17 protein-coding genes and 1 pseudogene are annotated in these 19,273 nt (G+C 71.4%); 10 read left to right on the top strand and 8 right to left on the bottom strand.

Features of this window, described 5'->3' with window-relative positions; translation table 11 throughout:
• Window positions 1–40 precede the first annotated feature (40 nt).
• Window positions 41–1,276, bottom strand: a complete 1,236-nt coding sequence (gene serB / locus ABZ822_RS14785) for a phosphoserine phosphatase SerB (RefSeq protein ID WP_360852508.1) — start codon at window positions 1,274–1,276, stop codon at window positions 41–43.
• A gap of 697 nt (window positions 1,277–1,973) precedes the next feature.
• On the opposite strand from serB, the gene ABZ822_RS14780 reads away from it, so the two are divergent.
• The gene (locus ABZ822_RS14780) at window positions 1,974–4,664 is read left to right on the top strand and encodes an FHA domain-containing protein (protein WP_360852505.1); all 2,691 of its coding nucleotides are present in this window, start codon (window positions 1,974–1,976) and stop codon (window positions 4,662–4,664) included.
• A gap of 115 nt (window positions 4,665–4,779) precedes the next feature.
• Here ABZ822_RS14780 and ABZ822_RS14775 read toward each other — a convergent pair whose 3' ends face one another.
• The 3 genes from ABZ822_RS14775 to ABZ822_RS14765 all read right to left on the bottom strand — a co-directional run bounded on the left by ABZ822_RS14775 (window position 4,780) and on the right by ABZ822_RS14765 (window position 7,911).
• Window positions 4,780–5,526, bottom strand: a complete 747-nt coding sequence (locus tag ABZ822_RS14775) for a transglycosylase SLT domain-containing protein (protein ID WP_360852502.1) — start codon at window positions 5,524–5,526, stop codon at window positions 4,780–4,782.
• 484 nt (window positions 5,527–6,010) lie between these two features.
• Complete coding sequence (locus tag ABZ822_RS14770) at window positions 6,011–7,210, bottom strand: S-adenosylmethionine:tRNA ribosyltransferase-isomerase (protein WP_360852500.1); 1,200 nt, start codon at window positions 7,208–7,210, stop codon at window positions 6,011–6,013.
• Window positions 7,207–7,911, bottom strand: coding sequence for an SDR family oxidoreductase (locus tag ABZ822_RS14765; protein ID WP_360852497.1), 705 nt, complete (start codon window positions 7,909–7,911; stop codon window positions 7,207–7,209). Before ABZ822_RS14765 ends, ABZ822_RS14770 begins: the two co-directional genes overlap by 4 nt.
• A gap of 182 nt (window positions 7,912–8,093) precedes the next feature.
• Between ABZ822_RS14765 and ABZ822_RS14760 the strand changes: the two are divergent.
• The 4 genes and pseudogenes from ABZ822_RS14760 (at window position 8,094) to ABZ822_RS14745 (ending at window position 11,055) form a co-directional block, all read left to right on the top strand.
• A pseudogene (locus tag ABZ822_RS14760) lies at window positions 8,094–9,289 on the top strand (GAF domain-containing sensor histidine kinase).
• A complete protein-coding gene (locus ABZ822_RS14755) occupies window positions 9,282–9,932 on the top strand; it encodes a response regulator transcription factor (RefSeq protein ID WP_360852494.1) in 651 nt (216 codons plus the stop codon). The pseudogene ABZ822_RS14760 and the gene ABZ822_RS14755 overlap by 8 nt, the downstream one beginning before the upstream one ends.
• Before the next feature lie 329 nt (window positions 9,933–10,261).
• On the top strand, window positions 10,262–10,501 hold the full coding sequence (locus ABZ822_RS14750) for a chaplin (RefSeq protein ID WP_360852490.1): 240 nt from the start codon (window positions 10,262–10,264) through the stop codon (window positions 10,499–10,501).
• Between the two features lie 308 nt (window positions 10,502–10,809).
• Window positions 10,810–11,055: a chaplin gene (locus ABZ822_RS14745; protein ID WP_360852487.1), complete on the top strand. Its 246-nt coding sequence runs from the start codon at window positions 10,810–10,812 to the stop codon at window positions 11,053–11,055.
• 213 nt (window positions 11,056–11,268) lie between these two features.
• On the opposite strand, the gene ABZ822_RS14740 is transcribed toward ABZ822_RS14745, so the two are convergent.
• Window positions 11,269–12,078 carry a hypothetical protein gene (locus ABZ822_RS14740; protein WP_360852484.1) on the bottom strand — a complete coding sequence of 270 codons (810 nt, stop codon included), beginning with the start codon at window positions 12,076–12,078 and terminating at the stop codon, window positions 11,269–11,271.
• A 108-nt stretch (window positions 12,079–12,186) separates the two neighbouring features.
• Between ABZ822_RS14740 and ABZ822_RS14735 the strand changes: the two genes are divergently transcribed.
• The 4 genes from ABZ822_RS14735 (at window position 12,187) to ABZ822_RS14720 (ending at window position 15,918) form a co-directional block, all read left to right on the top strand.
• Window positions 12,187–12,981, top strand: a complete 795-nt coding sequence (locus ABZ822_RS14735) for an ABC transporter ATP-binding protein (protein ID WP_360852481.1) — start codon at window positions 12,187–12,189, stop codon at window positions 12,979–12,981.
• 308 nt (window positions 12,982–13,289) lie between these two features.
• A complete protein-coding gene (locus tag ABZ822_RS14730; protein ID WP_360852478.1) occupies window positions 13,290–13,712 on the top strand; it encodes an NfeD family protein in 423 nt (140 codons plus the stop codon).
• Between the two features lie 133 nt (window positions 13,713–13,845).
• A complete protein-coding gene (locus ABZ822_RS14725) occupies window positions 13,846–14,811 on the top strand; it encodes an SPFH domain-containing protein (protein ID WP_360852475.1) in 966 nt (321 codons plus the stop codon).
• Window positions 14,812–15,012: 201 nt separating this feature from the next.
• Window positions 15,013–15,918, top strand: a complete 906-nt coding sequence (locus tag ABZ822_RS14720; RefSeq protein WP_360853322.1) for a sulfite exporter TauE/SafE family protein — start codon at window positions 15,013–15,015, stop codon at window positions 15,916–15,918.
• 65 nt (window positions 15,919–15,983) lie between these two features.
• Here the strand turns inward: ABZ822_RS14720 and ABZ822_RS14715 are convergent, their stop codons facing one another.
• From ABZ822_RS14715 to ABZ822_RS14705, 3 genes are all read right to left on the bottom strand, one after another.
• On the bottom strand, window positions 15,984–16,508 hold the full coding sequence (locus tag ABZ822_RS14715) for an HNH endonuclease (protein ID WP_360852472.1): 525 nt from the start codon (window positions 16,506–16,508) through the stop codon (window positions 15,984–15,986).
• A 291-nt stretch (window positions 16,509–16,799) separates the two neighbouring features.
• Window positions 16,800–17,327 carry a YbhB/YbcL family Raf kinase inhibitor-like protein gene (locus ABZ822_RS14710; RefSeq protein ID WP_360852469.1) on the bottom strand — a complete coding sequence of 176 codons (528 nt, stop codon included), beginning with the start codon at window positions 17,325–17,327 and terminating at the stop codon, window positions 16,800–16,802.
• A gap of 60 nt (window positions 17,328–17,387) precedes the next feature.
• A complete protein-coding gene (locus ABZ822_RS14705; RefSeq protein WP_360852466.1) occupies window positions 17,388–18,179 on the bottom strand; it encodes a sporulation protein in 792 nt (263 codons plus the stop codon).
• Between the two features lie 157 nt (window positions 18,180–18,336).
• On the opposite strand from ABZ822_RS14705, the gene ABZ822_RS14700 reads away from it, so the two are divergent.
• Complete coding sequence (locus ABZ822_RS14700) at window positions 18,337–18,978, top strand: DNA-3-methyladenine glycosylase (RefSeq protein WP_360852463.1); 642 nt, start codon at window positions 18,337–18,339, stop codon at window positions 18,976–18,978.
• Window positions 18,979–19,273 lie beyond the last annotated feature (295 nt).

Raw genomic sequence — 19,273 nt, 5'->3', positions numbered from 1 at the left:
ATCGGCGCGCCGGGGCCTTCGCATGACGGCGGGGGCCTGCTCAGTCGGCGTGGGTCTCCGCGGCCTCGACCTCTTCGCGCGTGATGCCGAGCAGGTAGAGCACGGTGTCGAGGAACGGCACGTTCACTGCGGTGTGGGCCGCCTCGCGCACGACCGGCTTGGCGTTGAACGCCACCCCGAGCCCCGCCGCGTTCAGCATGTCCAGGTCATTGGCGCCGTCGCCGATCGCCACGGTCTGCGCCAGCGGTACCCCCGCCTCGGCGGCGAAGCGGCGCAGCAGCCGCGCCTTGCCCGCGCGGTCCACGACCTCGCCGATCACCCGGCCCGTGAGCTTCCCGTCGACCACTTCGAGCGTGTTGGCCGACGCGAAGTCCAGGCCCAGCCGCTCCTTGAGGTCGTCGGTGACCTGGGTGAACCCGCCCGAGACGACGCCGACTTGGTAGCCGAGCTTCTTGAGCGTACGGATGAGCGTACGGGCGCCCGGGGTCAGCCGGACCTCGGCGCGCACCTTGTCGACGACGGACGCGTCCAGCCCCGCGAGCAGCTTCACGCGGGCGTGCAGCGACTGCTCGAAATCCAGCTCGCCGCGCATCGCGGCCGCCGTCACCTCGGCGACCTCGGCTCCGGCGCCCGCGTGTTCCGCGAAGAGCTCGATCACCTCGTCCTGGATGAGAGTGGAGTCCACATCCATGACGACCAGGCGCTGCGCCCGGCGCTGCAGCCCGGAGGAGACGACCGCGACATCGACGCCGCGCGCGGCGGCCTCCGTGGCCAGGGCGGTGCGCAGGGGCCCGGTCGCGGCGCCCGACACGTCGAACTCCACCGCCGTCACCGGGTACTTCGCCAGCCGGAAGATCCGGTCGATGTTGCCGCCCGCTCCGGTGATGCGCGCCGCGATGGCGGCCGTCGACTCGGCGGTCAGGGGGCGTCCCAGTACGGTGACGTGCGAACGGCCGGTTCCGCGCGGCCGGTTGTCGCCGCGGCCGGAGATGATCTCCGCCTGGAGCTTCATCGACTCGGCCCAGCCGTGGATCGTGGTGCGCAGCTCGCCTTCGGCGGCACCCCCCGGCGCCGGTGCCGTGACCAGCGCGCACAGCACTATGCGCCCCCGGGTGACCACCTGCTCGATGTCGACGACGTCGACCGCGAAGGCGGCGAGGGTGTCGAAGAGCCCGGCCGTGATGCCCGGACGGTCCTTCCCGAAGATCTTGACGAGGAGGGTGGGGGTGTCGTCGCCCGGTACGGCCGCGGCAGGCGTGTTCTGCGATGCGCTCATGGTGCCTCCACCGTATCCGTCCGCGCTCGGGCCCGCCCCACCTGTCCCGCACTGCGGACGGCCCGTACGGTGCGGGCGGCCGCCCGTGGTCCGGGCAGGTCGTACGGGGTGCGGGGCCGGTCGTACGCGGGCGGCCGAGCGGACGTGGAGCAGCGGGGGTACGGGGAGGGCCGGGGCGTTCACGGGGCCTCGCGCCCGGGGCGCCTGGTCCGTACGGGTTGCGGGGCCGGTCCCGTTCCGCCGCGGGGGCGCGTAGCCGGTGGGCGGCGGTGATCGCCCCGGACACGTCCTTGAGGGCAGGACCTCAAGGACACGGCCTCAAGGACAGAACGTCCGGTGGCCGCGGGCCGCGACGGGCCGCGGGCGCCTCCCCCGTTCCCCTGCGCCGGCCCCCGGACGAGGGTGGCGCGATATCGACGGCCGGTCGGCTCGGCTCCTACGCTGCGAACCGTCTCCCCGCCCGTCGCGACCTCGCCCCGCGGAGCGCCGAGTTGAGCCGATTGCTCACGATCCATGGTGTTCCATGGGTGGTTACCGTGCTCCGGGTCGTTTCGGCCGGGTCGGCGGCACAGTCGGCGGCACAAGGGCGCGAACTCGCCACGGGGCGGCTTTCGGTTGTGAGGCTGAGCCTGAAATAGTTCCTCACGATGTTCGCCATCCCTGGACTCCGTTGAAGGGGTCGCTCGGGGGACAACTAGTGGGGCATGGAGTGCCGGAACTCGTACTGGAATTGAACGGACGGACCTGGACGCTCGATGCGTCACGGTCGTACACGCTCGGGCGTGATCCGCAGGGCGACGTGGTGGTGGACGACGCGAGAGTGTCGTGGAGGCACGCCACCGTCCATTGGGGCGGCGGCAGTTGGATGCTCCAGGACCACGGGAGCACCAACGGCACGTACATGCGGGAACAGAAGGTCCAGCAGGTGGAGATCGGACCGGGGTCGGTCGTCCACCTGGGCAACGCGACCGACGGTCCCCGGCTGACCTTCTCCGGCTCCGCCGCCGGGGCCCAGGGCGCACCGTCCGCCGCGGCCGCGTCCCAGCAGGCGCAGGCACAGCAGCAGTCGCACGCCCAGCAGGCGCAGGGACAGCAGCAGGCGGCCGCGCACCCGGTGGCTCACCAGGCGCAGCAGGCAGCGGCCGGATGGGCCGGGCAGCAGGCCGCCCCGCAGCACCCCGCGCAGGCTCAGCAGCAGGCGCAGCAGGCCGCCCCGGCGCAGATCCCGCACCAGCAGCAGGGCGGGCACGCGCAGGCAGCCGGTTACCAGCAGGCGGCTCCGCAGGCCGGGCAGCAGGCCCCTTACGCACCGCACCAGGGCGGTGGCCGGCACCACCCGCCGGCGGGTGCGGCCGCCGGCGGAGCGACGTCCGGGCACAGCGACCGCGGACCGACCGGCTTCCACCAGCTCTCCGTCGGCCACGTCATGCGCATCGGCCGTGCGCTGGAGAACGAGCTGGTGGTCTCCGACCTCCAGGTCTCGCGCCACCACGCCGAGTTCCGCTCCACGCCCGACGGCCGCTTCGAGATCCGCGACCTCGGCAGCCACAACGGCACGTACGTCAACGGCCAGCCGATGCCGAAGTCGGGCACGGCCCTCATCGGGCCCAACGACACGGTGGGCGTCGGCCACTCGACGTTCCGTCTCGTCGGTGACCGGCTCGAGGAGTTCGTCGACACCGGTGAGATCTCCTTCTCCGCCCGCCACTTGACCGTCACGGTCGACGGCGGCAAGCAGATCCTCAAGGACGTCTCGTTCGGCGTCCCGGAGAAGTCGCTGATCGCGGTCATCGGCCCGTCCGGTTCCGGCAAGTCCACGCTGCTGAAGGCGCTCACCGGCTACCGTCCGGCGGACCAGGGGGACGTCCTCTACGACAACCGGAACCTCTACAAGCAGTTCGCCGAGCTGCGTCAGCGCATCGGTCTGGTCCCGCAGGACGACATCCTGCACAAGGAGCTGACCGTACGGAGAGCCCTCTCGTACGCGGCCAAGCTCCGCTTCCCCGCGGACACCACCGCGGCCGAGCGCAACGCCCGTATCGACGAGGTGCTGCGCGAGCTCAAGCTCGACATCCACAAGGAGAAGCGGGTCACCTCGCTCTCCGGCGGTCAGCGCAAGCGCGTCTCGGTGGCCCTGGAGTTGCTGACCAAGCCGTCACTGATCTTCCTGGACGAGCCCACCTCCGGCCTCGACCCGGGCATGGACCGCGACGTGATGCAGCTCCTGCGCGGTCTCGCCGACGACGGCCGTACGGTCCTGGTGGTCACGCACTCCGTGGCCGAGCTGGCACTCTGCGACAAGCTGCTGGTCATGGCGCCGGGCGGCGCGGTGGCGTACTTCGGTCCGCCGGAGGAGGCGCTCAACTTCTTCGGCTACCAGACCTGGGCGGACGTCTTCTCGGCCTTCGAGAACTACCGCGACTACGACTGGGCGGGCCGCTGGCGGGGCTCGCAGCACTACCAGATGTACGCCGCTGACTTCGACGCCGTCGCCCCGCAACAGGTGCACATGCCGCCCCCGCAGCAGATCCGGCCGCCGAAGCCGCAGAGCTGGGGCGCCCAGTTCTTCACCCTGGTCCGCCGCTATCTGTCGGTGATCGCCTCGGACCGCGGCTTCATGGCCCTGATGCTGCTGCTCCCCGCCGTCCTCGGTGTGGTCAGCACCCTGATCCCGACCGACTTCGGTCTGGCGCGGGGACCGGCGGTCAAGGGCTTCACCAACCGCGACGCGTCCACGATCATGCTGATCCTCGCGGTCGGCGCCTGCTTCGCCGGCGCGGCCAACTCCGTACGCGAGCTGATCAAGGAACGGGTGATCTACGAGCGCGAGCGCGCCACCGGCCTGTCACGCTCCGCGTATCTGGCGTCCAAGGTGCTCGTGCTCGGTCTGATCACCGCCCTCCAGGGCGTGATCATCAGCGCGATCGGCTTCGCCTCGCGTGACCTTCCGGCCGAGGGCGTGCTCCTCGAGGACCTGCCGGCCGTGGAGATGGCCGCCGCGATCACCGCGCTCGGCTTCACCTCCATGATGTTCGGCCTGATCATCTCCGCGCTCGTCAAGACGGCCGAGAAGACCATGCCGCTGCTGGTGATGTTCGCCATCGTCCAGGTGGTCTTCACCGGCGTGCTCTTCCAGCTCTACGACTCCCCGGGCGTGGAACAGCTCGCCTGGCTGATGCCGTCACGCTGGGCGGTGTCGGCGATGGGGGCGACGGCCGAGCTGAATCTCCTGCTGCCCTGGGAGAAGGGCAACCCCGACCCCCTGTGGGAGCACACGGCGGGCACCTATCTCCTCGACATGGGCGTGCTGCTCGCCATCGGCGCCCTGTGCGGCTTCGCCGTGCAGCGGCTGCTGCGGCGGCACGAGCCCGAGGTGATGCGCAAGTAGACGCCTTTCCGGGCCGGTTCGGGACCGGCCCGGAAACGCCGCAGGGCGGCGGCACCCTCTCGGGTGCCGCCGCCCTGGCGCGTATGGCCCTGAAGTGCCGCGCGGGACGCGACTCTTAGTACGCGGAGTCCACGTTGTCCATGGAGCCGTAACGGTCGGCGGCGTAGTTGCAGGCCGCGACGATGTTGGCCACCGGGTCGTACTGCGAGTTCTTGGTGCCCTCGACGTGGTACTGGTCGAAGGTCGGCTTGATGACCTGCAGCAGACCAATGGAGGGAACGCCGTTCTGCGCGTTGATGTCCCAGTTGTTGATCGCGTTCGGGTTACCGCCGGACTCACGGATGATGTTGCGGTGAATGCCCTCGTAGGAACCCGGGATGTTGTGCTTCTTCATGATGTCGAGGGACTCCCGGATCCAACCGTCGAGGTTGTTCGGGTAGCTCTTCGCCGGGGCAGCCGGACGGGCCTGCGAACGGTTCGCGGCGTCCTTCGCGGCGTGCGCCTTCTCGGCCTTCTTGGCGAACGCGGCCTTCTTCTTGGCCATGTCCGCGGCGGCCTTCTTCTGCTTCGCCGCAAGGTCGGCAAGCTTCTTCTTCTCGGCCTCGGCCTTGGCCTTCTTCGCGGCCTCGGCGGACTTCTGCGTGGCGCTGTCCTTCTGGATCTTGCCAACGCTGTCCGCCTGGAGCTCCGCGACCGGCTTGGCGGAGAGCGCCTGGGAGGATTCCGGCTGCTCGGCCTCGGCCGACCCGGGAACGACCGAGAAGGCCAGGGCCGCGGCTGCGCCTGCAGCGGCGACACCCGCTGCCGACAGCTTGTGGGTCTTGGTCAGACGGCGATAACCGGAGAACGTGGGGACGGGCATGAAGTGGACCTCTTCCAAATCGCTCGGTGCCGCAGAGGCCGGATCTTGGATAGGCACGCGAATCCCCCCGAGCGGTGGGGGCAGATACGCGAGCCGGTCCGGCAAAAGCGCCGCGTTCGTTCTGCGGCGCCGTGCGACGTGAAGAATTCTTAGCGGCGGGAAAAGGCGCTTGCAAAGGTGTGATGTACTACGCCGGATCGTGGACGAGCCGGAGCCAGGAATACGTTGAAAAGCTTTACCGGGCGGCTGGAGCGGGGATTTTCAGCCCACTAGGAGGGGTCGTAAGTGATGTGTGTTACATGGGGCGGCTCACAATGGAGGGGGGTTCGACTCACGTTATGAATGCGCGAATACGCAGAGCGTGCATAGAGCGGTGACGCTCTGACCTGGGAAAATGAACAGGCAGGGTCAAATCGGGCATAAAGGAACCCCGAATCGGGTCTCCGATCGGGGTCCGTAGATATCGAAGCGGCGAATTCCCAGGTCAGCCGGGGGATGCCGGCAGCATCAGATGCACATCGCCGAACTCGTGCCAGAGATAGCGGCGGTGCAGAGCGGCCTCATAGGCGCGGTCCAGCGCCTCCCGGCCCGCCACCGCCTCCAGCATCAGAAGGTGCGAGGCCTCCGGCTCGTGCAGGCCGGTCAGCAGCCCGTCCACCACCCGCACCCCCCGCTCCGGCGTGACCACCAGGTCGGTCCAGCCCGATGCCGCCCGTACGAGCCCCGAGGGCAGGGCCACCGTCTCCAGCGCCCGCACCACCGTGGTGCCGACGGCCACGATCCGCCCGCTCGCGCACCCGCCCTCGTCCCGCCCCCGCGCGCTGTCCCCGCGCCCGCGCGCACCGTCCCCACGCCCGCGCCCGCGCGCACCGTCCTCGCGCCCGCGCCCGCGCGCGTTCCGTCCCCGTACGTCCCGTGCTCCTCGCCGCACCGCGTTCACCAGGCGGGCCGTCGCCTCAGGGACGGTGAAGCGCTCCGGATACGGCGGCTCGTGCGCCTCCAGCGACGCGACACCCGTGTGCAGCGTGACCGGCGCGATGTGCACACCCCGGCTGACCAGCTCGGCCACCAGCGGCGCGGTGAAGGGGCGGGCCGCGCTCGGCATCTCCGCCGATCCGTCCCCGTCCGGCGACTCCACCCCGAACACCGTCTGGTACGCGGAGAGCGCCTGATCCCGCTCCGTGTAGGCGTAGCGGATCGCCCGCCCGTACCGGCGCAGCAGGGCGGGCACCTCCGCCCCGGCCGGGCGCGCCCACCACAGCCGCCCGCCCGGCCCGTCCAGTGGCTCCTCCAGCACCAGCGACGCCCCGCCCGGCAGCCGTACGAACGCGCCGGGGCCGTGCACCGGGCGTGGCCGCGTGCTGCCCCGCCCGTCCGGAGTCCGCAGTTCCACCGACCGCCGGCCGTCGTCCCCGCGCGTCGAGAAGTGCACGACGACCCGCTCGCCGCGGCCGTCCCCGAGCCGCCCGTCGACCGCGGCGGGAAGCGTGAGCGAGGTGTTCACCACCAGTACGTCCCCCGCGCCGAGCAGCCGGGGCAGCTCCGGGAAGGTGTGGTGCGACACCTCCGGGCCCCGGCTCACCAGCAGCCGCACCCCGTCGCGCCCCCGGCCGCCCCCGCGCTGCTCCGCGGGGACACGGGCCGACAGCTCGTCCGGGACCCGCAGCGCCCCCACCGCGCTCACCGCCCGGCCACCGGCAGCTCGGGAGCCACGTAGCGCCCGCTCGGCGCGGCACGGTCCAGCAGGGCCAGGAAGGCCGGGACCACCGCGTCCGGCAGCGGCCGTCCGTCCAGGTCGTCGTCGTCCGGGACGGCGGCCGCGTAGAGGTCCGTGCGCAGGTCGCCCGGGTCGACCGCCCAGACCCGCAGCCCCGGCTCCTCCTCGGCGAGCACGGCCGAGAGCTGGTCCAGCGCCGCCTTGGACGCCCCGTAACCGCCCCAGGTCCCGTACGCCTCGACCGCCGCGTCCGAGCTGACGTTGATCACCGCTCCCGAGTCCGCCGCCCTCAGCAGCGGCAGCGCTTCGCGGACCAGCCCGAGCGGCGCGACCACATTCGTCTCCAGCGCCGTGCGCAGGCCCTCGGGCGGCAGGTCGGCCAGCCGGACCAAGGGCTCGGCGCCGAGCGCGCTCGCGTTGTTCACCAGCAGGTCCAGACCGCCCAGCTCACGGGCCGCCGAGACCAGAGCGGCCCGGTGGACCGGGTCCGTGACGTCCCCCGGCAGCGCCACCACCCGTACGCCCGCCCGGCGGGTCTCCTCCGCCGCGGACGCGAGCGGCCCCTCCGACCGCGCGTCCAGCACCAGGTCCCAGCCCCGCCCGGCCAACGCCGCCGCCAAGGCTTGGCCCAGCCCCTTCGAAGCACCTGTGATGATCGCCACCGGCATCGGACTCGTCTCCTTCGCCATCGCTCGCCGTCAACGTGTCCTCACCGTAGGAAGGGCGTCCGGGCCCCCGCCTCGTCCGGCGGTCGCGAGCGGCCGGGGCACTTCGGCCTAGGCCCAGGGGCGGAAGCCGGGGCCTGCTGCGGTCCGATACGACGGCACGTGCCCGCCGGTACGGTGTGGCCATGACCACCGGCTCCGCACCCGAATCGGGTCTCGCCGCGGTGAGCGCCGCGCTGCTGGCGATGAGCCGCCACCTCGAGGTCCGCGACGTGCTCCAGACGATCGTGGCCTCCGCACGCGAGCTGCTGGACGCCGAGTACGCCGCCCTCGGGGTGCCCGACGATCACGGCGGCTTCGCCCAGTTCGTCGTGGACGGCGTCAGCGACGAGCAGTGGAAGGCCATCGGCCCCCTGCCGCGGCAGCACGGCATCCTCGCCGCGATGCTCCAGGACGCCACCCCGCAGCGGCTGGCCGATGTCCGCGAGGACCCGCGCTTCGAGGGCTGGCCGCGCACCCACCCCGAACTCTCCGACTTCATCGGCCTGCCGGTCGCCGACGGTGACGAGGTGCTGGCCGCCCTGTTCCTGGCGAACAAGCGGCGCCCGGACGGGGACGGCGCGGCACGGGACCGCTGCGGCTTCACCGAGGACGACCAGGCACTGCTCGGCATCCTCGCGCAGCACGCCGCGATAGCCCTCACCAACGCACGTCTCTACGAGCGCAGCCGCGAGCTGACCATCGCGGGGGAGCGGGCCCGTCTCGCCCACGAGCTCCACGACGCCGTCTCCCAGAAACTCTTCTCGCTGCGCCTGACCGCACAGGCCGCGACCGCCCTCGTCGACCGCGACCCCGCACGGGCCAAGGGCGAGATGCAGCAGGTCGCCGACCTGGCCGCCGAGGCGGCGGACGAACTGCGGGCCGCGGTGGTGGAGCTGCGCCCCGCCGCTCTGGACGAGGACGGCCTCGTGGCCACCCTCCGTACGCAGATCCAGGTCCTCGACCGTGCCCACACCGCCGAGGTCACCTTCGCCTCACAGAGCGTGCGGGCCCTGCCGGCCGCGCAGGAGGAGGCCGTCCTGCGGGTGGCCCAGGAGGCGCTGCACAACGCGCTGAGGCACTCGGGCGCCGCCCGCGTCGGGGAGACCCCGACGCGGGCGCCGCCCGCGTCGGGGTCTCGCTCGTCCGCAGCGGCCAGGGCGCCGTGCTCCGCGTCGAGGACGACGGCCAGGGCTTCGACCCGAGGGCGGTACGGCGGGCCGGCCGCCATCTGGGCTTGGTGTCGATGCGGGACCGGGCGAGCGGCGTGGGCGGCGCCCTCACCGTGGAGTCGGCGCCCGGGAAGGGCACCCTGATCGAGATGGAGGTCCCCGGTGGCTGAGCGTCGGCGCGGCATCCGCGTCCTGCTCGTCGACGACCACCAGGTCGTACGGCGCGGGCTGCGGACGTTCCTCGAAGTGCAGGACGACATCGAGGTCGTGGGGGAGGCGGCGGACGGCGCGGAAGGCGTCGCGCGCGCCGAGGAGCTGCGCCCCGATGTGGTCCTCATGGATGTGAAGATGCCCGGCACCGACGGCATCGAGGCCCTCCGCAAGCTCCGGGCCCTCGAGAACCCCGCCCGGGTGCTGGTCGTCACCAGCTTCACCGAGCAGCGCACGGTCGTGCCCGCGCTCCGCGCCGGCGCCTCTGGATACGTCTACAAGGACGTCGATCCGGACGCCCTCGCCGGTGCCATCCGGTCCGTCCACGCCGGGCACGTCCTGCTGCAGCCCGAGGTGGCCGGGGCCCTGCTCTCCCCGGAGGAGGCGGTGGGCGGCCAGGGGCGGGGTGGTTCGCTCACGGACCGGGAGCGGGAGGTGCTGGCCCTGATCGCCGACGGCCGTTCCAACCGGGAGATCGCCCGCGCGCTGGTGCTGTCCGAGAAGACGGTGAAGACCCACGTCTCGAACATCCTGATGAAGCTGGATCTGGCGGACCGTACGCAGGCGGCGCTCTGGGCCGTGCGGCACGGCGTGACGGGCTGAGGGGCTACGACGGCTGGGCGCTGAAGCACCGGCGGCGCTGAGACGGCTCGGCGCCGAGCTGCTGCTCGTCGGCGCTGAGCTGAGGCACCGCGGCGCTGAGGCACCGCGGCGCTGAGGCACCGCGCCGCTGAGGCCGGGCCAGGCCGGGCGCGACGGCGCGGCGGGCGCGCAGGCCGGACGGCGCCCTTACCGCAGGCCGGGCCGCCAAACCGAGATTCATACTGTCGGGTGTATGTCGCTCGCATGGCGCAACCGAAGCGACGGTGATCCGTTCTCCATGTCGTGCCGCGGCGAACCGTCCGCGGTGAACGCTAGGGAGGGTCAAGAAAGTGATGAACCTCAAGAAGGCCGCTGCCGTCACGATGATCGCCGGTGGGCTCGTCGCCGCCGGTGCCGGTGTCGCCTCCGCGCAGGGTGCGCACGCCCAGGGCGAGGCCGCCTTCTCGCCGGGCATCGGGTCGGGCAACCAGGTCCAGGCGCCGGTCCACGTGCCGGTCAACGTGGCGGGCAACACCGCCAACGTCATCGGCGCCCTGAACCCGGCCTTCGGCAACCACGTCGCCAACTGATCACGGCTCAGCCGATCAGTACCGGCCGGCCCCGGGGACACCGTCCCCGGGGCCGGACCCGTGTGAGCGGGCGGGCGCAGTACGGCGGCTGCCGCTCGCATGGCGTGGGCAGCGCCGGTGCCGCCGCTGCCGTTGCCGTTGGACTGTGCCAGTCCTGTGACCAGCGGATTCGCGCCACGGGACAGGCCATGAGGTTGGGCCGAATGGGGGCATCGCATCCCTGGCCCGTGTCATCGCGCGGGGCGGGGCGTTGCGCAGTCCGTGATCCCGATGCCTGGGGTCACGCTCCAAGCCGAAGGAACCTCCTCATGAACACTGCCAAGAAGGCCGCTGTCCTCCTTGCCGCCGCGGGCGCCGTCGTCGGCGTCTCGGCCGGGACCGCCTCTGCCAACGACGCCTCGGGCGTGGCCGCGGGCTCGCCGGGCGCCGTCTCGGGCAACGCCGTGGGCATCCCCGTCCAGATCCCGATCAACCTCTGCGGCAACTCGATCGGCGTCCTGGTCTCCGGCCTCAACCCGGCGATCGGCAACACCTGCGCCAACGTCAACGACTGACGCGCGCGCTCGGCGAAAGGCCCCGCGGGAGCACCTCCCGCGGGGCCTTTCCCGTGCTCGCTCGGCTCTCGTACCGACGCCGTCGCGCCCGCCCCGTGGGAGCGATCGGACGCGAACCCGCGGCCCCTGCTGATCGACGGCACGGACGACCGCCGCCGTGCCGTCGAGAGCGGACCGGCGCGGCTCCCGTCCCGCTCGGCGCCGCGCTGTCCCTCAGCGCCGCTCCCGCTCCTCCACGAACGCGTTGTAAGCCGCCACCTGTGCCCTGCGCGCCGTGCGCTCCACCGGCCGCAGCGCCTCCGTCCGTGCCGCGATCTGCGACGCGCTCACCGCGGCCCCGTGCTCACGCCCGTCCCCGCTCCCGGTGTCTCCTCCGCTCGCGATGGCGATCAGCGCACCCACGCGCTGCGCCAGCTCCAGCACTCGTACGGCACGCGGCGGATAGCCCGGCGCGAGCACTTCGCGGCCGCGCTCGGCCCGTGCCCGGTACGCATCGAGAGCCGCGTCCGCCACGGGGCCCGAGCCCGCCACGTCCATCCGCGACAGCAGGTCGGTCGCTTCCCGCAGCGCCTCGGCGAGTTCGCGCTCCGCCTCGCCGAGCGACGGCACGTCCGCGGGCGGCGCATCCCGTACGGGCAGGCAGCGCCACACGACCTCGACGTGCAGATCCCCCTCGGGACCGGCCTCGTGGACCTCGGGGACGAGGCCCAGCGGCTGCGCTCCCGGGGCGATCACCGCCTCCTCCGCCTCCATCGCCCGTGCGTTGAAGTCCGGCGGCCCGCACAGCCCCAGCGGATGTCCGGGCGCGGGCAGCGCCGCGAGCAGCCCGGTCGCACCGAGCGCGCGCAGCCGCCCGAGCCCGAGACTCAGGCCGACGGGATCCGTCTCGCCGGGCAGGCCCTCGATCCGGTGCAGTGCGTCGTCCGCCACAATGCGGTGCACGGCCTCGTCGGGTGAGACAAGTCCGGCAATAAGGGCATTTCCCCAGGCGGTCAGCCGCCCTGAACGCGGTTCCGTGAGCATGGGACCAGCCTAGAGACCGACCCCGCCGACCGGTGGCGTAGGTTTTCCCTGGGGGCTGCGTCCACAGGCGCACACGACAGCCGAGACTGCATGGGAGACAACGCGCTCATGAGCGATGTACTGGAGCTGGTGGACGTATCCGTGGTCCGCGAGGGCCGGGCTCTGGTGGACCAGGTCTCCTGGTCGGTCGCCGAAGGCGAGCGCTGGGTGATCCTCGGCCCCAACGGTGCCGGCAAGACGACGCTGCTCAACATCGCCTCCAGCTATCTCTTCCCGAGCAGCGGCACCGCGCAGATCCTCGGCGAGAAGCTCGGCAGCGTCGACGTCTTCGAGCTGCGCCCCCGCATCGGCATGGCCGGCGTCAACATGGTCGACAAGCTCCCCAACCGCCAGACGGTGCTGGAGACCGTTCTCACCGCCGCGTACGGCATGACCGCGCACTGGCACGAGAACTACGAGGCCGTGGACGAGGAGCGCGCCCGCGCCTTCCTCGACCGGCTCGGCATGAACGACTATCTGGACCGCAAGTTCGGCACCCTCTCCGAGGGCGAGCGCAAGCGCACCCTGATCGCCCGCGCGATGATGACCGACCCCGAACTGCTCCTGCTCGACGAGCCCGCGGCCGGGCTCGACCTGGGCGGCCGGGAGGACCTGGTACGGCGGCTGGGGCGGCTCGCGCGCGACCCGCTGGCCCCGTCCATGATCATGGTGACGCACCACGTCGAGGAGATCGCCCCGGGCTTCACCCACGTCCTGATGATCCGTCAGGGCAAGGTGCTCGCCGCCGGTCCGGTCGAGGAGACGCTGACCTCCCGCAACCTCTCCCTGTGCTTCGGTCTGCCGCTGGTCGTCGAGCGCAACGGTGAGCGCTGGACCGCGCAGGGCCTCCCGCTGAAGTCCTGACCGGCCGACGGGACTTCCGGACACCGGGGCAACCCCTCGCCGGGCCCGTGGCCGTCGACGCCGAACGCGCGTCCGGCCTGAACGCCCGTCTCGTACCCGCGCGTTCCTCCCCCGTTCGGAACCTCCGCCGCCGGGAATCCGCCTCGAGGAACCCCGTACGGGAACTCGCCCACCGGTCAACCCGCATACGAGAACCCCCTCCTGAGGTCCCGCTTTCCCAACGCCCGCCCCGCCGCCGGGCCTTCGGTCGATCACTCTGTCCGATCGGCCCCTGTCGGCAACGAGGTCACCCCGCCTACCATGAAGACGTGGATCCATGGGTGTGGTGGCTGATCGCCGCCGTCGGACTTGGCATACCTCTCGTCGTCACCGCGATGCCCGAGTTCGGGATGTTCGCGGTCGGAGCCGTCGCGGCCGCCGGTGTGGCCGCGCTGGGCGCCGGCACGGTGCCCCAGGTGCTCGTGTTCGCCGCCGTCTCCGTCGCTCTCATCGCGGTCGTCCGGCCGATCGCCGCCCGTCACCGGCGTCAGCGGCCCCATGTGCCCAGCGGCGTCGAGGCGCTGAAGGGGCGTCAGGCGGTCGTCCTGGAACGCGTCGACGGCGACGGCGGCCGGATCAAGCTCGCCGGTGAGGTCTGGTCCGCGCGTACGCTCAACTCCGATCAGATCTGCGAAGTGGGCCAGCAGGTCGACGTGGTGGACATCGACGGCGCGACCGCCGTGGTGATGTGACCGCTGCTGTGGCGGTCGGAGCGGGGAGCCAACCTGCTCAACGGCCCGTCGGATGGCCGGAATCCGCACCGCGCGGTGCCGCTCTCTGACAGACTCGATCATCAAGCAACCGAAGGGGTAACGGGGAGCATCCATGGAACCGATCATCATCGTCCTGATCATCCTGGTGGTGCTCGTCTTCATCGCACTCATGAAGACGGTGCAGGTCATCCCCCAGGCCAGCGCCGCCATCGTGGAGCGCTTCGGCCGCTACACCCGCACCCTCAACGCGGGCCTCAACATCGTCGTCCCGTTCATCGACTCGATCCGCAACCGGATCGACCTCCGTGAGCAGGTCGTCCCCTTCCCGCCGCAGCCCGTCATCACCCAGGACAACCTGGTCGTCAACATCGACACGGTCATCTACTACCAGGTGACCGACGCCCGGGCCGCCACGTACGAAGTCGCCAGCTACATCCAGGCGATCGAGCAGCTGACCGTCACCACCCTCCGCAACATCATCGGTGGCATGGACCTCGAGCGGACCCTCACGTCCCGCGAGGAGATCAACGCCGCGCTCCGCGGCGTCCTGGACGAGGCCACCGGCAAATGGGGCATCCGCGTCAACCGCGTCGAGCTGAAGGCCATCGAGCCGCCCACCTCCATCCAGGACTCGATGGAGAAGCAGATGCGCGCCGACCGTGACAAGCGCGCCGCGATCCTCACCGCGGAGGGCATCCGCCAGTCCCAGATCCTCACCGCGGAGGGCGAGAAGCAGTCGGCGATCCTGCGCGCCGAAGGTGAGGCCAAGGCCGCGGCCCTGCGTGCGGAGGGCGAAGCCCAGGCGATCCGTACGGTCTTCGAGTCCATCCACGCCGGAGACGCGGACGAGAAGCTGCTCTCGTACCAGTACCTCCAGATGCTTCCGAAGATCGCCGAAGGCGACGCCAACAAGCTCTGGATCGTGCCCAGCGAGATCGGCGACGCGCTCAAGGGGCTCAGCGGCGCCGTCGGCAACTTCGGCCCGATGGCCGGCGGCGGCGGCTCGGCCCCGGCCGCACCCGCGTCCTCCGCACCGAAGACGCCGGCACCGCGCCGGGAGCAGCCCCCGCTGGACTGACCCGCGGGCGGCGCTACGGCGACGCCTCCTCGGCTGCTGCCACGCCTGCGACACAGCCGCGGCCACGGAGCCGCGGCGGTGGGTCCTCTGCGATGGGTCCTCGGTCACGGCCACCCGGCCGGGGCCGCGCCCCCGTTGCCGATGCCCGCCCGCCGTCCGGCATGATCGGTGCAGGAGACACCGATCACCGGAAGGCAGAGCGTGGGCATCTGGGAGGCACTGGCCGTTTTCGGCGCAGGCATCGCCGCCGGGACGATCAACACCATCGTCGGCTCCGGCACACTGATCACCTTCCCCGTGCTGCTCGCCGTCGGCCTGCCGCCTGTCACCGCGAACGTCTCCAACACCCTCGGCATCGTCCCCGGCTCGATCGGCGGTGTCATCGGCTACCGGCGCGAACTCCGGGGCCAGCGGCGTCGCGTCCTGCGCCTCGGCGTCGTCGCCCTCGTCGGCGGGCTCATCGGCGCCGCCCTGCTGATCGTCCTCCCGTCGGACGCCTTCGACACGATCGTCCCGATCCTCGTCGGCGTGGCCGTGGTGCTGGTCGCCGTTCAGCCCTGGCTGTCGCGTGCCGTTCGGCGCCACCTGGCGCGCAAAGCCACAGGGGGACCCGAGGCAGCCGCCGGCCCTGACCCGGCTGCCGACGGCCACAGCGCCACGACCGCGAAGGCACCTCCTGAGGACACTGCCGCTGCCGCCGCCCAGGGCGAGGACACTCCCGCGAAACCCGCCCCGGCCCACGCCCACCGACGCGACGGTGGCGTGCTCCTCATGGGCGGGCTGCTCCTCGCCAGCGCCTACGGCGGCTACTTCGGCGCGGCACAAGGAATCCTCTATCTGTCCCTGATGGGCCTGCTGCTCGACGACGAACTGCAGCGCCTCAACGCCGTCAAGAACGTCCTCGCCGCCCTCGTCAACGCCGTCGCCGCCCTCTTCTTCCTCTTCGTCGCCGACTTCGACTGGACCGCCGTCCTGCTCATCGCGGCCGGATCCGCACTCGGCGGCCCCCTCGGCGCCACGGTCGGCCGCCGTCTCCCGCCCGTCGCGCTCCGCGTCATCGTCATCGCGGTCGGCGTCGCCGCGATGGTCCGCCTGCTCCTCACTTGAGCGAGCAGCAGACGGACCGTTCACGTGGGCTGCCCGGTCACCGGCGCGGGATCACGCGCGCCCGGTCACGCGGACGCGGGCACACGCGCACCGGGTGACGGCAGCCACTCGGGCAGCGCCTCACGCCCCGACAACCCCAGCGCCAGGACCAGAGCGTCCGCCGGTGTCGGCTCGAACGGCTTGCTGAGCAGCCGCATCCCAGCCTGCTCCGGCGTACGGTCCGCCTTGCGGTGGTTGTCCTCGGCGCAGGCAGCGACGGTATTCAGCCACGTGTCCGTACCACCGTGCGACCGCGGAAGGACGTGGTCCACCGTCGTCGCACGCCGCCCGCAGTACGCGCAGCGGTGCCGGTCACGCACCAGCACACCCCGCCGCGACCACGGCGCCCGTCTTCGGAACGGCACCCGTACGTACCGGCAGAGCCTGATCACCTGCGGCACCGGGAGTTCCACGGCCGCGGCCCGGACGCGCAGGCCCGGGTGGGCCTGCTCGACGACGGCCTTGTCCTGCAGAACGAGCACCACCGCGCGCCGCAGCGACACCGTCGACAGCGGCTCGAAGCTCGCGTTCAGCACCAGCGTCTCGCGCATGGCGGCCCACCTCCCGGGTCCCCCCGCCGGGTGGCGGGCTCAGATCAACTCTGGCCGCGCGCACGGGTGGGAACAACGCAATTTCCTGTACGGGAGGCGGCGGGGCGGTGAAGACGCGAAAACCCGCACGCGCCCGCCACCTGCGATGCGGGAGGGCGGGCGGAAGCACCACGCCGTTCACGGAGCAGCGTGCCGTACGACATGGGAAAGCCGCCGTGGACGCCGGAAGGGCCGGTGCGACAGGAAGTCGCCCCGGCCCCTCGCGGCATCGGCATGCTCGGTCCGCCCGCGTCAGTCCGCGGTGTACTCGCCGATCAGATGGGCGCGGCCCAGGGTGTGGAACCGCAGGTTGAAGCCCACAGCCGCGGGTGACGCGTCCGCGTCCGGACCCAGCTTCTCCGTGTCCACGGCGTAGACCGTGAACACATAGCGGTGCGTCTCTCCGGGCGGCGGAGCGGCCCCGCCGAAGCTCCGCTTCCCGTAGTCGTTCCGCACCTGCACGGCTCCCTCGGGGAGCCCTTCGAACGTGCCGCTTCCCGCACCCACGGGCAGCTCAGTGACATCGGCGGGGATGTCGAAGAGCACCCAGTGCCAGAAACCGCTCCCGGTCGGCGCGTCCGGGTCGAAGAGCGTCACTGCGAAGCTCTTGGTCTCCGCCGGGAACCCCTCCCACCTGAGGTGGGGCGAGGTGTTTCCCTCCGCGAACACCTGGGCGTCGGCCAGCGTCGCCCCCGGCGCCACGTCATCGCTCACCACGGTGAACGAGGGCACCGCCGGGTGGAAATCGTGCGGAAGCGGTGGCCTCTTGAGCTCGGACACGTCGAAACCTCCTGGTCGGACGGCTCGGGATGGATCCAGTGGATCTCTGCCTCTCCGAGCCTAGAACCAGTTGCGGCGACCGCCGACCTCGGCGAGCCACTGGTTCAGATATGCGGCCCAGTCGGTCTCCTGGAAGTTCTGGAGGTTGACGCTGAACGAGCGGTACGAGTCGGTGCCTTCGCTGAACAGGCCCGGCTTCTTGTCCATCTCCAGAACCACGTCCATCTCGTGGCCGTCCGCGATGAACGTGAGCTCGACCTGGTTCAGCCCCCGGTACTGCTGCGGGGCGAAGAACTCGATCTCCTGGTAGAAGGGCAGCCGCTGACGGGTGCCGCGGATGTGCCCGCGCTCCAGGTCGGCGCTCTTGAAGCCGAAGCCCAGGGAGCCGAAGGCGTCCAGGATGGCCTGCTGCGCCGGCAGCGGGTGGACGTTGATCGAGTCGAGGTCGCCGGAGTCCACCGCACGGGCGATCTGCAGCTCCGTCGTCACCCCCATCTCCATTCCTGTCAGATGCCGGCCCATGAACATCGTGATCGGGGTCTCCCAGGGGATCTCCAGACCGAACGGCACCGCGTGCACGGCACCGGGCTGCACCTCGAAGGCTCCGCCGAGCTGCTTGCGGTGGAACTCGACGTTCTGCTTGACGTCCTGGCCGTTGACCTGCACGTCCTCGCGCTCGACGCGCGACTGGAGACCGACGGACAGTCCCTCGATCTGCTGGGCCACGGATCCGCCCTGGATCCGCACCTCGCCCTGCACGACCCCACCCGGCACGACGTTCGACTCGGTCAGCACGGTTTCGACGGAAGCCCCGCCGGCCCCCATGCTCGCGAGCAGCTTCTTGAAGCCCATGTTCTTCCTCCCCGGGCGAAACCACGTCTCGCCGCGACAACTCTTGACCTCTAGAAACGCCCCACAGCGCCGGGCGGTTCCGTTCCGGCCAACGGTGGCAAGCCGGCGACCGTATGGCCAGCCGCCGTACGTATCAGGTGCACTACGCTCGGAGCGCATGCCGCACCGTACGCCGCTCCCGCGCGACTTCTTCGACCGGCCCGTCCTCGAGGTGGCCCCGGACCTCCTCGGACGCACCCTCGTCCGTACGACCTCCGAAGGCACGATCGAACTGCGGCTCACGGAGGTCGAGGCGTACGACGGGTCGACGGACCCCGGCTCGCACGCGTACCGCGGCCGCACCCCGCGCAACGCCACGATGTTCGGCCCGCCCGGTCACGCGTACGTCTACTTCATCTACGGCATGTGGTTCGCGATGAACCTGGTCTGCGGTCCGGTGGACCGGGCGAGCGCCGTTCTCCTCCGCGCCGGTGAGATCACGGAAGGCGCGGAGCTGGCGCGGACGCGGCGGCCCACGGCACGCAAGGACAGCCAACTGGCCCAGGGCCCGGCCCGTCTGGCCACCGCACTCGACGTCGACCGCGCCCTCAACGGCGTCGACATCTGCACGGGCCCGGACTCCTCGCTCTCGCTGCTCGAAGGCGAACCGGTGGCCGGCGACCTCGTCCGCAACGGACCGCGTACGGGCGTCGGGGGTGAAGGGGCCGTCCACCCTTGGCGTTTCTGGATCGACGGCGATCCGACGGTGAGCCCGTACCGCGCCCATACGCCTCGTCGCCGTAGCCAGAAGGCGACTTGACTCCCAGTCCGCAAACGCCTAACGTAGCCCGAGCCGCTTGACACGGGAAGAGCCGCGAACGGCCCCAGCCGAACGCCAGACCCGCAAGCGGCATAGCCATCACTACGAGCTTCTCCCTAACCGGGGTCAATTTCGGCGTGCCCGAAATTCATCTCGAAGGGGGCGATTATGAATCGCCAGAGAAACCCGCTAGTGTGGTGAACACCGAAGGGAAGCGCCCGGAGAAACCGGAGACGGTTTTGAAGGAAGCGTCCGTTCCTTGAGAACTCAACAGCGTGCCAAAAGTCAACGCCAG

Source organism: Streptomyces sp. NPDC047108, assembly GCF_040643575.1.
Lineage (GTDB): Bacteria > Actinomycetota > Actinomycetes > Streptomycetales > Streptomycetaceae > Streptomyces.
Note: the sequence above shows the minus strand (reverse complement) of the source record. Positions and strands in the feature narration are given on the sequence as shown.